Below are 14,345 nucleotides of genomic sequence, written 5' to 3'. Positions count from 1 at the left end.
CCACCTTAGCCACTTGCCGCATGTTCCACCGGAAAATGCCAGAACCCTCACCCCTCACGCACACGTTGCGTAGCTTCGGCGTCACTCAGCCGAACCCCAGGCGGGAGGGGAACAACGGTGCCCGGAATCGACGAGTGCCTGCTCGAAGCCATGCGACTACCCGGTGCCAGGGGCGCCGCACTGGTCGACTGGACGAGCGGGCTGGCCCTGGGCGTCGTCGGGGAGTCCCCTGGCGGCGACCAGGAGACGGCCGCGGTGGAGGCCGCGGAGCTCGCCCGGCTCGCCGCCGAGCAGCACGCCTTCGCAGCCGACCCCGGCGAGGACGGAGCGGCCGGAGCGGCCGGAGCGGACGACCGAACAGGGCACGAGGACGGCATCGATCCGCCCGTCGAGGACCTGATCATCAGCAACCGGGACAGCTATCACGTGCTGCGGTTCGTGCGGACGGACTTCGACAGCAGCGTGTGTCTGCACCTGTGGCTGGCCCGCGCGGAGGGCAATCTCGCGCTGGCCCGCATCCGGCTCGGCGAGATGGCCGGACGGCTGGTGCTGGGATGACCGCCGTACAGACCACCCCACCGCCCCGGCTGCCGGTGCGGGACAAGGCGGCGGTCCGGGACCGGGGCTGGGGCGGCGTCTCGCCGATGCTGTCCCGGCTGGCCACCGAACGGGCCACCGGCGTCCTCGTCCGCGAGCGCGGCACGCTCCACCTCGCCGAGGGCCGGGTGGTGCACGCCGACAGCCCGTCCGCCCCCGGCCTCGACGTCCTGCTCACCGCCCGCGGCACGCTCGACGCCGACGCCTGGCGGCAGGCGCTGGCCGCGACCGGCGACCGGCACCGCGCCGGCCACCTCCTGGTCGACGACGGGCACCTCACGCCGGGTGCGCTGGAGCTGTGCCGGCTGATCGCGCTGTACGACGCCGCGTACTTCGCCCTCGCTCCCAGCAGCACGCCGGGCCGCTTCCGCTACGGCACCGGCGCCGACGAGGACGCGGGGCCCGCGCCGGTCTGCGGGTGCCTGGTGCCCGTGGCCGCCCTGGAGCGGGAGACCCTGCGCCGCCGGGACCTGCTGCACCGCATCTGGCCCGACCCGACGACCGACGAGGCTCCGCTGACCCGGGCGCACCGCGCCGCGTCCCCGGCGCCCACCTCCCGCCAGCGGGCGGTCCTGGCCGAGCTGGACGACGTACGCACGGCGTCGGACATCGCGCGGGAGCTGGGCCGCCCGGCGTTCCACACGCTCGTGGACATACGGCGCCTGGCGGCGGCCGGCGTCGTCAGACCCCGCCCGCCGGCCCCCGCCGAGACACCCGGGACGGCCGAGGCGCCCCGCACACCGGCCGCACCCGAAGCACCCCGAGCACCGGACCCGCTCGCGGGAATCCCCATCGACGTCACCGACCCCCACATCACGCTGCTGAAGAGGCTCAGGGATGCGCTGGAGGCCCTTTGAACGGCAGCGGCAGCAGCAGCGGACCCGCGCCGAGAGGAGCGACCTGATGGCAGCGGAGGCCGACATCCTGGAGGAGCTGCGCCGGCTCAGAGCCCGCGTCCCCCAGCTCACCGGCGCCCTCGCGACCGGCGCCGACGGTCTCGTCCTCGCCCAGGACACCCCCGGCGTGGACCCGGCGAACGTGGCCGCTCTCGTCACGACCGCCCGCGGCCTCGCCGCGCAACTGGCCGACGTGACCGGTCAGGGGGACTTCCGCGAGGTGCTCGTGCGCGGGGTCTACGGCTATGTGGCCACGTACGCGGCGGGCCACGGTGCCGTCCTGACGCTGCTCGCCCAGGACCGTGTCAACGTCGGCCGTCTGCACCTGGAGGGCCGGCGGGCGGGCGCCCGTGTCGGCGAGCTCCTCGACACCGCGACGGCACCCTCGGCGCCCCCTGCCGATGCGGCTGCCCGGCCCGATCCGGCTGCCCCGCCCGGCGCGGCCACCCCCGCCAAGCCCACCGCCAAGCCCCCTGCGAAGGCCGCGACCGCCGCCCGGACCAGAACTCCGCGCACACCACGGGCCACAACGACCACCAACCCCCGTACGACCACCGAAAGTTGAAAGGAACCGAGGGAACAGTCATGGCCAACACCGAAACCACACTCAAAGAAGCGCTCGCCTCCATAGAGGGCGCCACCGGCGTCGCGCTCGTCGACTACACCAGCGGCATGGCGCTGGGCACGCTGGGCGGCAGCAAGGGCTTCGACCTGAACGTCGCCGCGGCAGGCAACACCGACGTCGTCCGCTCCAAGATGCGCACCATGGAACACCTCGGGCTCAAGGCCCAGATCGAGGACATCCTGATCACCCTCTCCGACCAGTACCACCTGATCCGGCTGATCAGCGGCCGCGGTGGCAACGGGCTTTTCCTCTACCTGGTCCTGGACGCCAAGCGGGCCAACCTGGCGATGGCCCGCCACCAGCTGAAGAGGATCGAAGAGGACCTGGAGGTCTGACTAGACCAGGGCCGCGGTGCGGCGGCGTGCTCCACCCGGGGCCGCGTCGCCCGCCGCGATGCCCGTACTGCGATAGGCCTTGACCGTCTTGCCGGCCGGACGGCCACCGTTCGCCGTGAGCCAGTCGACACGCACCCACAACAGCGCGTCCTCGGCTCGCTCGAGCCGCCCCAGCCAGGCGGCCTTCAGCCGCAGCCCCGTACCGCATCCGGCGAGCAGCATGCCGCCCGCGGCGGGCGCGGCGAACCCGCTGCCCAGCGCGGCGAGGAAGGCGAGCAGCAGCCACCAGCGGTGACCCCGGCGCCAGGTGCGCGCGCTCACCGCACGGTCCTGGAGCACGTCGTGCTTCCCGGCACGGACGGCCGAGCGCGCCAGCCCGGCATACCGCTTGCGGCCGCGGTACGCCACGACGGCCGCGGCCACGATGAACAGGACGGCCCCGGCCATCACCCCGATCCGCCGGCCCGTGATGCCCGGCACCAGTGCGCCGATACCCGCCGCGAACACCCCGAGCCACCACATCGGCGCGGCTCCCGCCCGTACCACGACGGCCACCCGAGCCAGCCCCTGACCTCCACGACCCTCGCGAACTCCGCGTGACACGATCCGCCTCCTCGTCGCCTCAGCACGATTTCTGGTCGCACAGATTAGCGAGCGAACGTGAGACGAGTCTGAGAGCGACCCGCACCTATTCGACGAACAGTCCTCGTGCCGCCGCCCGCGCGTCGAACTCCTCCAACCGCGCCTGTGCGTCCGGCAGGTCGTCGCACATCGCCTCCAGCAGGACGCGGCCCAGCAGCATCGGCGCGCAGGCCGTGTCGAAGGCCAGCCCGGTGCCGACGGCGGCCGGCAGCAGCAGGTCGGAGACCTTGGCGACCGGCGCGAAGGCCGAGTCGGCGACGCTGACGACCGTCAGACCCGCCTCCTTGGCGTACGCCAGGGTGTCGACGACCTCGCGCGGATGACGGGGCAGCGCGAAGCACAGCAGGGCCGAGGCGCCCGCGCGTACGGCGGCGTCGATCCGGTCGTGGATCATCGTGCCGCCCTCGTTGAGCAGCCGTACGTCCGGATGGACCTTGGCGGCGAAGTACGAGAAGCCGTACGCCTGCGAGGCCGCCGCCCGCAGCCCGAGAACGGGAAGCGGGCGCGAGGCCGCGAGCAGCCGTCCCGCCTTCTGCACGGGCCGCGGGTCGGCCAGCACCTCCGCGAGGTGCCGCAGGTTCTCGATCTCGGCCTCGACGGCCTGCTGGTACTCGTTGTACGAGGCCGAGGCGGCCGTCTGTTCGGTGGGCGCGACCTCGCGCAGGTGCTTGCGCAGGGCGGGGTAGCCGTCGAAGCCGAGGGCGACGGCGAAGCGGGTGACGGAGGGCTGGCTGACCCCGGCCAGCTCGGCCAGCTCCACGCTGGACAGGAACGGCACGTCGGCGGCCCGCCGCACCATGCTGTGCGCGATGCGCCGCTGGGTCGGCGTCAGCCGGTGCCCCTCGAACAACGCCTGCAGCCGCGCGGCGGGACTGTCCGGCACGGCCGCACCCGCGTCCGGCACACCCGCGTCCCGCACACCCGCACCCGTCTCCGCGCCCACCGCGCCCGTCTCCGTGCCTCCCGCACCCACGTTCGCGTTCACCGCACCCGTCTCCGTGTCCGCGTTCATGCCTCGCTCCCCCTCCAGATGTCCGTGAACCGGTCGAGCAGTGCGGCCGCGGTCGTCACGTCGTGCGTGAGCGGCCGATCGGCCGGGTCCTCGTCGAGCACCGATTCGGCGAGCTCCTGCGCGCGGCCCACCGGAAGGTCCGGGTCGGGCCTGAGGTCGCGCTGGCGCAGCGCCCGTACGGCGGCGACGAGTTCGCAGCCGACGACGAGACGGTACGCGCCGCACGCGCGCAGTGTCTGACGTGCGGCGAGCGAGGCGAAGCTGGCCTGTTCCTCGACGCCTCGGGAGAGTACAGCGTGGCCCAGGGAGGCGGGCGCGGAGAAGGCCCGCAGGTCGCCGAGGGCGGCTCCGGCGGCGTACTCGAGGATCATCACGCCGGAGGAGGCGGCCTCCTGGTCGGCGAGGAAGGGGCGCAGCCGGGTGAACCCGGGTTCGTTCAGGGACGACAGGCGGGACGTGGAAAGCCGCGCCACCTGTGTCATCGCCAGCCTGAAGTGGTCCAGGGCAAGGGCGAGTTGGGCCTGGTAGAAGCCGCCGTGGTGGTAGGCGGCGAGGTCCTCGGGGCAGATCAGGGGGTTCTCGGCGGCCGCGTTGATCTCTATCGCGAGGACCTGTTCCAGGGCGTCGGCCGCGTCGTGGGCCGGGCCGTGGATCTGGGGCAGGCAGCGGAAGCCGTACGGGTCCTGGATGCGGCCGAGCGGCGGCGTCGGGCGGTCCGCGGCACCGATCAACTCGCGCATCCGGCGGGCGACCTCGCTGGAGCCGCGGTGCGGGCGGGCGGCGTGCACGGGGGCGGCGTACGCCTCGTGCGAGCCGTCCACGGCCAGCAGGGAGAGGGCGCCGACGACCTGGGTGGCCTCCAGCAGTCCGCGCAGTTCGTGCAGGGCGAGGGCGGACTGGCCGAGGGTGAGGGCGTTGCTGCTGATGAAGGCCAGGGCGTCGTTGTTGTCGAGGGGCTGTGCCTCGGGGGCGCCCGTGCCCCGCCAGGGGTGTTCGCCGGCCAGGGCGAGGCCGGCCTGGGCGAGGGCGGCGATGTCGCCGGTGCCGACCGAGCCGAACTCGTTGACGACCGGGTACGCCCCGTTCTCCAGCGCCTCGCACAGGGCCGTGACGACGGTGGGCCTGAGGCCCGCTCCGCCGGCCAGCAGTTGGTTGGTGCGGACGGCGAGCATCGCGCGCACCTGCCGGGCCGGGAGTTCCTCGCCGATGGCGCCGGCGTGGCTGCGCAGCAGTCGCAGACCGTGCTCGGCGGCCGCGTCGGTGGGCACGTCCTCGTTCCGGTTGGCGCCGACGCCGGTGGAGCGGCCGTAGACGCGTCCGGTGGCGGCGATCCGGCGGGCGGCGTCCCAGGAATCCTCGACGCGCCGCACTCCTTCGCTCCCCGGGACCGGCCGTGCGGCCCCGTCGGCGAGCCGCACGACGTCCGCGACGCCGAGAGCGACCCCGTCGAGGACGACAAGGCCCGAGCCCGCGGTCCACGGCGTGTCCACGATCCGAGACGACATAAAGCCCAAAACCTCCTCGATACGGACACCTGATCTTGCTTCTCGGTCATCCGTTACCTCGGATTAACACCGGGCCGTTGACAACCTATTCACCTACCGAGAACTCTGCATGACGTTATACAGCCGGGCAAGGGACAACTCATGATCCAGTTCGACGCGGTCCACAAGCGCTTCCCCAACGGCACGACAGCAGTCCACGACCTCACCCTCGACATGCCGGAAGGCGGCGTGACCGTCCTCGTCGGATCCTCCGGTTGCGGCAAGACGACCACCCTGCGGATGATCAACCGGATGGTCGAGCCGACCTCCGGCACCATCCGCGTCGGCGGCAAGGACGTCACCCGGCAGGACGCGGCCGAACTGCGCCGCTCCATCGGGTACGTCATCCAGCAGTCGGGCCTCTTCCCGCACCGCACGGTGCTCGACAACATCGCGACCGTGCCGCTCCTGCTCGGCCACGGCCGCCGCAGGGCACGGGCCCGCGCGGCCGAACTCCTCGAAACCGTCGGCCTCACCGCCGAGTCCGGCCGCCGCTACCCGCACCAGCTCTCCGGCGGCCAGCAGCAGCGCGTCGGCGTGGCCCGCGCGCTCGCCGCCGACCCGCCGGTACTCCTCATGGACGAGCCGTTCGGCGCGGTCGACCCGGTGGTGCGCACCCAGCTCCAGGACGAACTCGTCAGACTCCAGAAGGAGCTGAGCAAGACCATCGTCTTCGTCACGCACGACATCGACGAGGCGGTCAGGCTCGGCGACCAGATCGCGATCTTCCGCACCGGCGGGCACCTGGTGCAGTGCGCCACGCCCACCGAGCTGCTGGCCCGCCCGGCCGACGACTTCGTCGCCGACTTCCTCGGCGCCGAACGCGGCCTGAAGCTGCTCTCGCTGAAGACCCTCTCCGACGTCCCGCAGGGCCCGGCCCCCGAGGGCGGCACCTGGGCCCTCGTCCTCGACGAGGCGAGCAAGCCGCTGCACTGGGCGTCGAAGGACGCCGAGATCCCCGTACGGCCGCTCAAGGACGACGACTCGCTCCTCGCGGCACTCAACGAGTCGGTCGCCTCCCCCACCGGCCTGATCGCCCGGGTCGACGCACACGGCGTCCTCACCGGCGTCTCGTCCCGCGACGACGTCCACACCCACGCCGGCCAGGCCCACACCGATGCCCGCGCCGAGACGGGCGTGGCCGCATGACCATCGACTGGTCGTGGATCTCCGGCCACTCCGACGACCTCACCACCCTCACGATCTCCCACCTCCAGGCGGCCCTGAGCGCGGTCTTCTTCGGCCTGCTGATCTCGCTCCCGCTCGCGGTGATCGCCCACCGGGTCCGCCTGCTGCGCGGCTTCCTGCTCGGCGCGTCGAACGTCCTGTTCACGATCCCCTCGATCGCGATCTTCGTGCTCCTGCTGCCGGTCAGCGGCCTCACCCGCACCACGACCGTCATCGGCCTGACGGTCTACACCCTGGTCGTCCTCCTCCGGAACACGGTCGAGGGCCTCGACTCGGTCCCCACCAGGACCAAGGAGGCCGCGAAGGCGATGGGCACGCGCCCCCTGCGCACGCTCCTCACCGTCGAGTTTCCGCTCGCGCTCCCCGTGATCATGGCGGGCGTCCGGATCGCGACGGTCATGTCGATCTCCCTGGTCTCCGTCGCCACCTACATCGGCGACGGCGGCCTCGGCCAGCTCTTCACCGACGGCTTCCAGCGCGACTACCCGACCCCGGTGATCGTGGGAGTGGTCCTCACCCTCCTCCTCGCCGTCGTCGCGGACGCGCTGCTGGTCGCCCTCCAGTACGCCCTCACCCCGTGGAAGAGGCGGCGAGCCTGAGATGTACGAACTCTTCGCGAACCTCGGCAGCTGGCTGACCAGCGGCACCCAGTGGTCCGGCTCGGACGGCATCGCGCACCGCCTGGCCGAGCACCTCCAGTACTCGCTCCTGGCCACCCTCATCGCGACCGTCATCGGCCTCCCCCTCGGGCTGCTGATCGGCCACACCGGCAGGGGCGCGTTCCTCGCAATCAACCTCGCGTCCTTCGGCCGTGCCCTGCCGACCGTCGGCCTCGTCGTCCTGGTCTTCCTGGCCGGCGGCCTGTCCATGACCCCGGTGTACGTCGCCCTGGTCGCCCTCGCGGTCCCGGCGATCGTCACCAACACCTACGCCGGGATGACCGCCGTCGACCCGGACGTGAAGGACGCGGCGCGCGGCCAGGGCATGCGCGGCCACCAGGTCCTCCTCCAGGTGGAGTTCCCGCTCGCCCTGCCCCTGATCATGACGGGCCTGCGCCTGGCACTCATCCAGGTGGTGGCCACGGCCACGATCGCCGCCTACGTCTCCTTCGGCGGCCTGGGCCGCTACGTCTTCGACGGCCTCGCCCAGCGCGACCTCGTCCAGGTGCTCGGCGGCGCGGTGCTGGTCGCCGCGGTCGCCGTCGTCCTCGACCTGGGCCTGGCCGGCCTCCAGCGCTTCCTCTTCCGCCACCGCACCCACCGCACCGCCTAGGGAACCCCGAATGAATCGTCGTACGCTCCTCGGCGGCCTCTTCGCGGCCGCCTCCGTCCCCGCCCTCTCCTCCTGCGCGAGCGGCATCACGTCCCTCGACAGCCAGGGCTCCACCTCCGGTGGCGGCGGCTCCAGCAAGGGCGGCGTCACCATCGGCACCGCCAACTTCACCGAGAACCAGGTGCTCGGGTATCTCTACGCGGCCGTCCTCGAAGCGGCCGGTGTGAAGACCACCGTCCGCCCCAACCTCGGCACCCGCGAGATCCTCATCCCCGCCCTCAAGGGCGGCGACATCGACCTCCTCCCCGAGTACCAGGGCGCCCTCCTCCACTACCTCGCCCCGAAGGCGACCGCGACCGAGGAGGGCGAGATGCAGAACGCCCTCGCCGTCGCCCTGCCCGCCGGCCTCCAGGTGCTGCCGTACGGCATGGCCGAGGACTCGGACGCCTTCGCCGTCACCCGGGCGACCGCGAAGAAGTACGGCCTGACCTCCCTCGCCGACCTCAGGAAGGAGAACGGCAAGCTGGTCATCGGCGCCGCGCCCGAGGTGAAGACCCGCCAGGTGGGCGTGGTCGGCCTGAAGGACGTCTACGGGGTGGAGTTCAAGGAGTTCAAGTCGCTCGACTCCTCCGGCCCGCTGGTCAAGGGAGCCCTGGAGAAGGGCGACGTGGACGTGGCGAACCTCTTCACCACGGACACCGACATCGTGGCCAACGACTGGGTGGTCCTGACCGACCCGAAGAACCTCATCCCCGGCCAGCACGTCGTCCCCCTCATCGCCGACCGCAAGGCCGACTCCACGGTCCGCAAGGCCCTCGCCGAGCTCGGCAACGTCCTGACCACGGCAGACCTCACCGAACTCAACCGTCAGGTGGACAAGGACAAGAAGGACCCCGAGGACGTGGCGAACGCGTACGCCGAGCGGCACCGGCTGACGCGGCGGGCCTGACCACCCCCCGCCGAACAGGGGGGCTAACCCCAGTGCGGCAGCCGTTCCGGCTCCTTAACGTGGATCGCATGACCGGAATGGACGCACAGGACACGGAACTCAAGAAGGAACTCGATGCCACCCTGCAGGCACGCAGGGAACTGGGCGCCGAGTACGAGTCCGCGCTGGTCGACTCGTTCCTGGAGAAGGTCGACCAGCGGATCGACGGCGCCGTGGAGCGCCGGTTGCGCCGGCAGATGGCCGAGCAGCAGATGGTGGTGGCCCGGGGTTCACGGTCGCCGAAGCCGACCGACTCCTGGGGCGAGCGCTTCGGCTTCGGCCTCGTCTCGCTGGTGATGGCGATCCCGCTGTCCGCGATCGGCGGCGGCGTCGCCCACCTCCCGGGTCTGATCGTCGCCTGGATCGGCATCGTCGGGGTGAACGCCGTCCAGGCCGCCCGCTCCAACCCGGGCCTGTTCCGCCCCCGCAGGCGCGGATCGTCCCAGGACAGCGACTGGGAGGACTGACCGAGCGGCACAGGCTCAGGCCTGCCGGGTGGGCAGCACCATGATCTGCCGCAGGTTGACCCGCCGCGGCCGGCTCGCCGCGTAGGCCACCACGTCGGCGACCTCCTCGGACGCCAGCCCGCCCAGCGCGTCGAACATCCCGTCCAGCTGCCCGGACAGCTCCGCGTTGTCGATGTGGGACTTCAGCTCGGTGTCCGTCAGCCCCGGCTCGACGTTGGTGACCCGGACGTCACGCGGCCCGAACTCGGTGCGCAGCGATTGGGAGAGGTGGGTCAGCGCGGCCTTGGTGGCGCAGTACACCGCGTAGTGGGGGAACGTGAGGTGCGCGCCGACGGACGAGATGTTCACCAGGTCCGCGGTACGTCCCTCCGCTGCCGTCGCCACCAGGTCGCCGGTGAAGGCGCGGACGACCCTGAGTACGCCGGTGACGTTCGTGTCGAGCATCCGCTGCCACTCGTCGATGCGGCCCGCCTCGATCGGGTTGGGCAGCATGACGCCGGCCGAGTTGACGACCAGGTCGACGGGCCCGTACGCCTCGTGGATCCGGGCCGCGGCCGCCTCCACCGACGTGTCGTCGGTGACGTCCGTGACCACGGCCAGCGCCTGTCCCCCGTCGGCCCGGATCTTCTCCGCGATCGCCTCCAGCCGCTCCGCGCGCCGGGCGAGCAGCGCGACCCGCGCCCCCTGCCCGGCCAGCAGCACGGCGACGGCCTCGCCGATCCCGCTGGCGGCTCCGGTGACGACGGCGGTACGTCCGGCCAGGTTCTCGTACGACATGAAGGACTCCCGGGTGTTCGGTCGTCGCCGGTCCGTCCGGCGACACCACTCACCCTCGTCCGCGCCGCCCGGGCCACCCAGGGATGAGCTTTTCCTGGGTCTGCCAGTACCAGGCTCCCGGTCCGCCCCTCGCCTAGGCTCGCACCATGGACGGCGAACTCGGAGACTTCCTGCGCTCACGTCGGGCCCGTATCCAGCCCGAGGAAGTGGGGCTGCCCTCCTACGGGCGGCGCCGGGTCCCCGGGCTGCGCCGCGAGGAGGTGGCGCAACTGGCCGGGGTGAGCGTCGACTACTACATCCGGCTGGAACAGGGGCGTGGGCCGTCCGTGTCGGACGCCGTCCTGGACGCGGTCGCGCGTGTCCTGCGCCTGGACGAGACGGAGCACGCCTACCTGCGTACGGTGGCCCGGCCGACCCGGCCGAAAGGCCACCGCCCTGCCGCGCCGCGCGTCCGCCCCGGCGTCCAGCTGATCCTGGACGGCATGGAGCGCGTCCCTGCGTTCGTGCTCGGCCGCCGCCTGGACGTCCTGGCCTGGAACGCCCTCGCCGATGCCCTGAGCGGCTTCAGCCTCATGGCGCCCGGTGAGCGCAACGTCGCCCGTCAGGTCTTCCTCGACCCCGCCGCCCGCGACCTGTTCCCGGACTGGGCCGCGGTGGCCGCGGTGAACGTCGCCCAGCTGCATCTGAACGCGGGCCACCACCCCGACGACCTGGGGATGGCCGCGCTCATCGGTGAACTCTCCCTCAAGAGCGAGGACTTCCGCCGGCTGTGGGCGGATCACGAGGTCAGGGAGTGCCGGTTCGGTGTGAAGCGCGTCCGCCACCCGGTGGCCGGCCTGCTCACCCTCCCGTACGAGACGCTCACGGTCCCGGCGGACCCGGAGCAGACGATCGTGGTCTACACGCCGGAATCCGGTTCGGAGACGGAGGAGAGGCTGGCGCTGCTGGGAAGCTGGTCGACCAGTCAGGCCCGCTGAGTAAACCCGCAGAGCAGACCCGCAGCGGCGACCTGCTGAAAAGGCTATGCGCGGGGACCGCCGCACCCCCGTTGCCGGGGGGCGGGACGACGGCGGTCCCCGCGAGGGACGCGGGCCGGGTCAGGGCCAGACTCCGCGTCCTAGGCGTCTGTGGAGGTCCGGGAGCCGCTCCGGAGGTCCGTGACGCCGTTTCGGTGCCGGCCGGGGCGGGGAGCCGCTCCCGCCCTGCCGACAACCACTAATGTGCCGGACCCGTGTTAAGCGGGTGCTGCGTGGACGTGACGCCCTCGTACCACTTCTGCGAAGTCCATGCTTCGCGTGTCCCACAGCAAGTTCGCCCTGGACACCCGCAGTTCACCGGACGTTTGTGCTACTTCCCGCCCTTGGCCAGGAAGGCCAGCAGGTCCTGCCGGCTGATGACACCGGTCGGCTTGCCCTCGACGAGGACGATCGCCGCGTCGGCCGCGCCCAGTACGGACATCAGGTCGCCGACCGGTTCGCCGGAGCCGACCTGGGGCAGCGGGGCGGACATGTGCTTCTCCAGCGGGTCCTCGAGCGAGGCACGCTGAGTGAACAGGGCGTCGAGCAGCTCGCGTTCGACGACGGAGCCGACGACCTCGGCGGCCATCACGTCCGGGTGACCGGCGCCGGGCTTGACGATCGGCATCTGCGAGACGCCGTACTCGCGCAGCACCTCGATGGCCTGGCCGACGGTCTCGTCCGGGTGCATGTGGACGAGGGACGGGATGGCGCCGTGTTCCTTGTCGTTGAGGACGTCCGCGACCCGGGCGCTGGGGCCCTCGTCCTCCAGGAAGCCGTAGTCGGCCATCCACTCGTCGTTGAAGATCTTGCTGAGATAGCCGCGCCCGCTGTCGGGGAGAAGGACGACCACGACGTCGTCGGGGCCGAGCCGCTCGGCGACCTTCAGCGCGGCGACGACGGCCATGCCGCAGGAGCCTCCCACCAGCAGGCCCTCCTCCTTGGCCAGCCGGCGGGTCATCTGGAAGGAGTCCTTGTCCGACACCGCCACGATCTCGTCGGCGACGGTCCGGTCGTAGGCGGTGGGCCAGAAGTCCTCACCGACACCCTCGACGAGGTACGGCCGTCCCGAGCCGCCGGAGTAGACGGAGCCCTCGGGGTCGGCGCCGACGACCTTCACCTTGCCGTCGCTGGCGTCCTTGAGGTAGCGGCCGGTGCCGGAGATGGTGCCGCCCGTGCCCACACCCGCCACGAAGTGGGTGATCTTCCCCTCCGTCTGCTCCCACAGCTCGGGGCCGGTCGAGTGGTAGTGGGAGAGCGGGTTGTTCGGGTTGGAGTACTGGTCGGGCTTCCACGCGCCCGGCGTCTCACGGACCAGCCGGTCGGAGACGTTGTAGTACGAGTCGGGGTGCTCCGGGTCCACGGCGGTCGGGCAGACGACGACCTCGGCGCCGTACGCCCGCAGCACGTTGATCTTGTCGGTGCTCACCTTGTCGGGGCACACGAAGATGCACTTGTACCCCTTCTGCTGGGCCACGATGGCCAGTCCGACACCGGTGTTGCCACTGGTCGGCTCGACGATCGTGCCCCCGGGCTCGAGCGCGCCGCTCTCCTCCGCCGCCTCGATCATGCGCAGGGCGATGCGATCCTTCACGGAACCGCCGGGGTTGAAGTACTCCACCTTGGCCAGGACGGTCGCCCGAATGCCCTTGGTCACGCTGTTTAGCCTCAGCAGCGGGGTGTTGCCGACGAGGCTGATCATCGAGTCGTGGAATTGCACCGTTGTCTCCGGATGCTTGCAAAAAAGTGGTCGTGATTGGTTCCGCCAGCCTATGGCCTCCCAGAGGTCTGTGACGGTCGTTCACTCCCCGTTGAGATTGGGCGACCGTCCGTACGGGGCAAGGAGTGGATGTACGGACACGAGGAGGTGGCGGCGACGCATGACGAGCATGTCGAGGGCGAGGGTGGCCAGGCGGATCGCGGCCGGCGCCGCGTACGGCGGCGGTGGGATCGGTCTGGTCGGCGCGGCGGCCATGGGCCTGGTGCTGGCGGAGGTGCACCTGGCCAAGCGCCAGGTGGGCAACGGGACGGCGCCGCACGTCCCGCAGGCCGCGGGCAGGTACGGCAGTTCCTACACGACCGCCGGTGAACCACCCCTGCGCCTGGTGATGCTGGGCGACTCCACGGCCGCCGGCCAGGGCGTCCGCCGCAGCGGCCAGACGCCGGGCGCGCTGCTGGCGTCGGGGCTCGCGGCGGTGGCCGAACGCCCGGTGGTACTCCGTAACGTCGCCCTGCCGGGGGCGACCTCCGACGACCTGGACCGCCAGGTGGCGCTGACCCTGGCGGACCCGGCCCGGATCCCGGACGTCTGCGTGATCATGATCGGCGCGAACGACGTGACCACGCGGATGCCACCGACCCGTTCGGTACGTCATCTGTCGTCGGCGGTACGACGGCTGCGCACGGCCGGCGCGGAGGTGGTGGTCGGCACCTGTCCCGACCTGGGCACGATCGAGCCCGTCCAGCAGCCGCTGCGCTGGCTGGCCCGCCGGGCCTCCCGGCAGCTGGCGGCCGCGCAGACGATCGGCGCGGTCGAGCAGGGCGGCCGTACGGTGTCGCTCGGCGACCTGCTGGGCCCCGAGTTCGCGGCGAATCCGCGGGAGCTGTTCGGCCCGGACAACTACCACCCGTCGGCCGAGGGCTACGCCACCGCGGCGATGGCCGTCCTGCCGACGGTGTGCGCCACGCTGGGCCTGTGGCCGGCCGAGGAGGAGCGTCCGGACGCCTCCCGCCGCGAGGGCTTCCTGCCGGTCGCGCAGGCCGCCGCCGAGGCGGCGTCGGAGCCGGGCACGGAGGTCGCGGCCGCGATGCCGACGGGGCCGAAGGGGCCGTGGGCACTGCTCAAGCGGCGCCGTAGGCGGCGGGTCGCAGCAGCCGAACCGGAGACCCAAGCAAGCGCTTAGTAAATTGCGGTCAGGGTCACACTGCTCCAAGCGTGACCCTGACCATACGTACGGGTAACTTCCCACACAGCCCTGCACAATCC

16 protein-coding genes are annotated in these 14,345 nt (G+C 71.9%); 11 read left to right on the top strand and 5 right to left on the bottom strand.

Annotation, left to right across the window (positions count from 1 at the left end; translation table 11 throughout):
• Positions 1-117: 117 nt before the first annotated feature.
• The 4 genes from ACFWWR_RS25155 to ACFWWR_RS25140 are packed head-to-tail and all read left to right on the top strand — an operon-like array spanning position 118 to position 2,453.
• Entirely contained in the window at positions 118-558 is a 441-nt protein-coding gene (locus tag ACFWWR_RS25155; RefSeq protein WP_383858632.1) for a hypothetical protein, read from the top strand.
• A complete protein-coding gene (locus ACFWWR_RS25150; protein WP_383858635.1) occupies positions 555-1,454 on the top strand; it encodes a hypothetical protein in 900 nt (299 codons plus the stop codon). Before ACFWWR_RS25155 ends, ACFWWR_RS25150 begins: the two co-directional genes overlap by 4 nt.
• A 46-nt stretch (positions 1,455-1,500) precedes the next feature.
• The gene (locus ACFWWR_RS25145; protein ID WP_384305412.1) at positions 1,501-2,058 is read left to right on the top strand and encodes a roadblock/LC7 domain-containing protein; all 558 of its coding nucleotides are present in this window, start codon (positions 1,501-1,503) and stop codon (positions 2,056-2,058) included.
• Between the two features lie 20 nt (positions 2,059-2,078).
• Positions 2,079-2,453, top strand: coding sequence for a hypothetical protein (locus ACFWWR_RS25140; RefSeq protein WP_217242361.1), 375 nt, complete (start codon positions 2,079-2,081; stop codon positions 2,451-2,453).
• On the opposite strand, the gene ACFWWR_RS25135 is transcribed toward ACFWWR_RS25140, so the two are convergent.
• The 3 genes from ACFWWR_RS25135 to ACFWWR_RS25125 all read right to left on the bottom strand — a co-directional run bounded on the left by ACFWWR_RS25135 (position 2,454) and on the right by ACFWWR_RS25125 (position 5,612).
• A complete protein-coding gene (locus ACFWWR_RS25135) occupies positions 2,454-3,008 on the bottom strand; it encodes a hypothetical protein (protein WP_384305456.1) in 555 nt (184 codons plus the stop codon).
• Between the two features lie 133 nt (positions 3,009-3,141).
• Complete coding sequence (locus ACFWWR_RS25130; RefSeq protein WP_384305409.1) at positions 3,142-4,107, bottom strand: MurR/RpiR family transcriptional regulator; 966 nt, start codon at positions 4,105-4,107, stop codon at positions 3,142-3,144.
• Entirely contained in the window at positions 4,104-5,612 is a 1,509-nt protein-coding gene (locus tag ACFWWR_RS25125; RefSeq protein ID WP_383858644.1) for an aromatic amino acid ammonia-lyase, read from the bottom strand. The genes ACFWWR_RS25130 and ACFWWR_RS25125 overlap by 4 nt, the downstream gene beginning before the upstream one ends.
• Positions 5,613-5,753: 141 nt before the next feature.
• On the opposite strand from ACFWWR_RS25125, the gene ACFWWR_RS25120 reads away from it, so the two are divergent.
• From ACFWWR_RS25120 to ACFWWR_RS25100, 5 genes are all read left to right on the top strand, one after another.
• Complete coding sequence (locus ACFWWR_RS25120; protein ID WP_383858647.1) at positions 5,754-6,800, top strand: ABC transporter ATP-binding protein; 1,047 nt, start codon at positions 5,754-5,756, stop codon at positions 6,798-6,800.
• Positions 6,797-7,438 carry an ABC transporter permease gene (locus ACFWWR_RS25115; RefSeq protein ID WP_384305406.1) on the top strand — a complete coding sequence of 214 codons (642 nt, stop codon included), beginning with the start codon at positions 6,797-6,799 and terminating at the stop codon, positions 7,436-7,438. The genes ACFWWR_RS25120 and ACFWWR_RS25115 overlap by 4 nt, the downstream gene beginning before the upstream one ends.
• A 1-nt stretch (position 7,439) precedes the next feature.
• Complete coding sequence (locus tag ACFWWR_RS25110; RefSeq protein WP_383858653.1) at positions 7,440-8,111, top strand: ABC transporter permease; 672 nt, start codon at positions 7,440-7,442, stop codon at positions 8,109-8,111.
• A gap of 10 nt (positions 8,112-8,121) precedes the next feature.
• The gene (locus ACFWWR_RS25105) at positions 8,122-9,060 is read left to right on the top strand and encodes an ABC transporter substrate-binding protein (RefSeq protein ID WP_383858656.1); all 939 of its coding nucleotides are present in this window, start codon (positions 8,122-8,124) and stop codon (positions 9,058-9,060) included.
• 77 nt (positions 9,061-9,137) lie between these two features.
• Entirely contained in the window at positions 9,138-9,566 is a 429-nt protein-coding gene (locus ACFWWR_RS25100; RefSeq protein WP_383859115.1) for a hypothetical protein, read from the top strand.
• A 15-nt stretch (positions 9,567-9,581) separates the two neighbouring features.
• Here ACFWWR_RS25100 and ACFWWR_RS25095 read toward each other — a convergent pair whose 3' ends face one another.
• A complete protein-coding gene (locus ACFWWR_RS25095; RefSeq protein ID WP_383858659.1) occupies positions 9,582-10,343 on the bottom strand; it encodes an SDR family oxidoreductase in 762 nt (253 codons plus the stop codon).
• Between the two features lie 146 nt (positions 10,344-10,489).
• Between ACFWWR_RS25095 and ACFWWR_RS25090 the strand changes: the two genes are divergently transcribed.
• Positions 10,490-11,320, top strand: a complete 831-nt coding sequence (locus ACFWWR_RS25090; protein ID WP_383858662.1) for a helix-turn-helix transcriptional regulator — start codon at positions 10,490-10,492, stop codon at positions 11,318-11,320.
• Positions 11,321-11,690: 370 nt separating this feature from the next.
• Here ACFWWR_RS25090 and ACFWWR_RS25085 read toward each other — a convergent pair whose 3' ends face one another.
• Positions 11,691-13,079 carry a cystathionine beta-synthase gene (locus tag ACFWWR_RS25085; protein ID WP_383858665.1) on the bottom strand — a complete coding sequence of 463 codons (1,389 nt, stop codon included), beginning with the start codon at positions 13,077-13,079 and terminating at the stop codon, positions 11,691-11,693.
• Positions 13,080-13,239: 160 nt separating this feature from the next.
• Here ACFWWR_RS25085 and ACFWWR_RS25080 point away from each other — a divergent pair, with 160 nt between their 5' ends.
• Entirely contained in the window at positions 13,240-14,262 is a 1,023-nt protein-coding gene (locus ACFWWR_RS25080) for an SGNH/GDSL hydrolase family protein (protein ID WP_383858668.1), read from the top strand.
• The last annotated feature ends 83 nt before the right edge of the window (positions 14,263-14,345 follow it).

The sequence above is a fragment of the Streptomyces sp. NPDC058678 genome, from assembly GCF_042714835.1.
Classification (GTDB): Bacteria; Actinomycetota; Actinomycetes; order Streptomycetales; family Streptomycetaceae; genus Streptomyces.
This window is presented reverse-complemented; position numbering and strand designations above follow the sequence as displayed.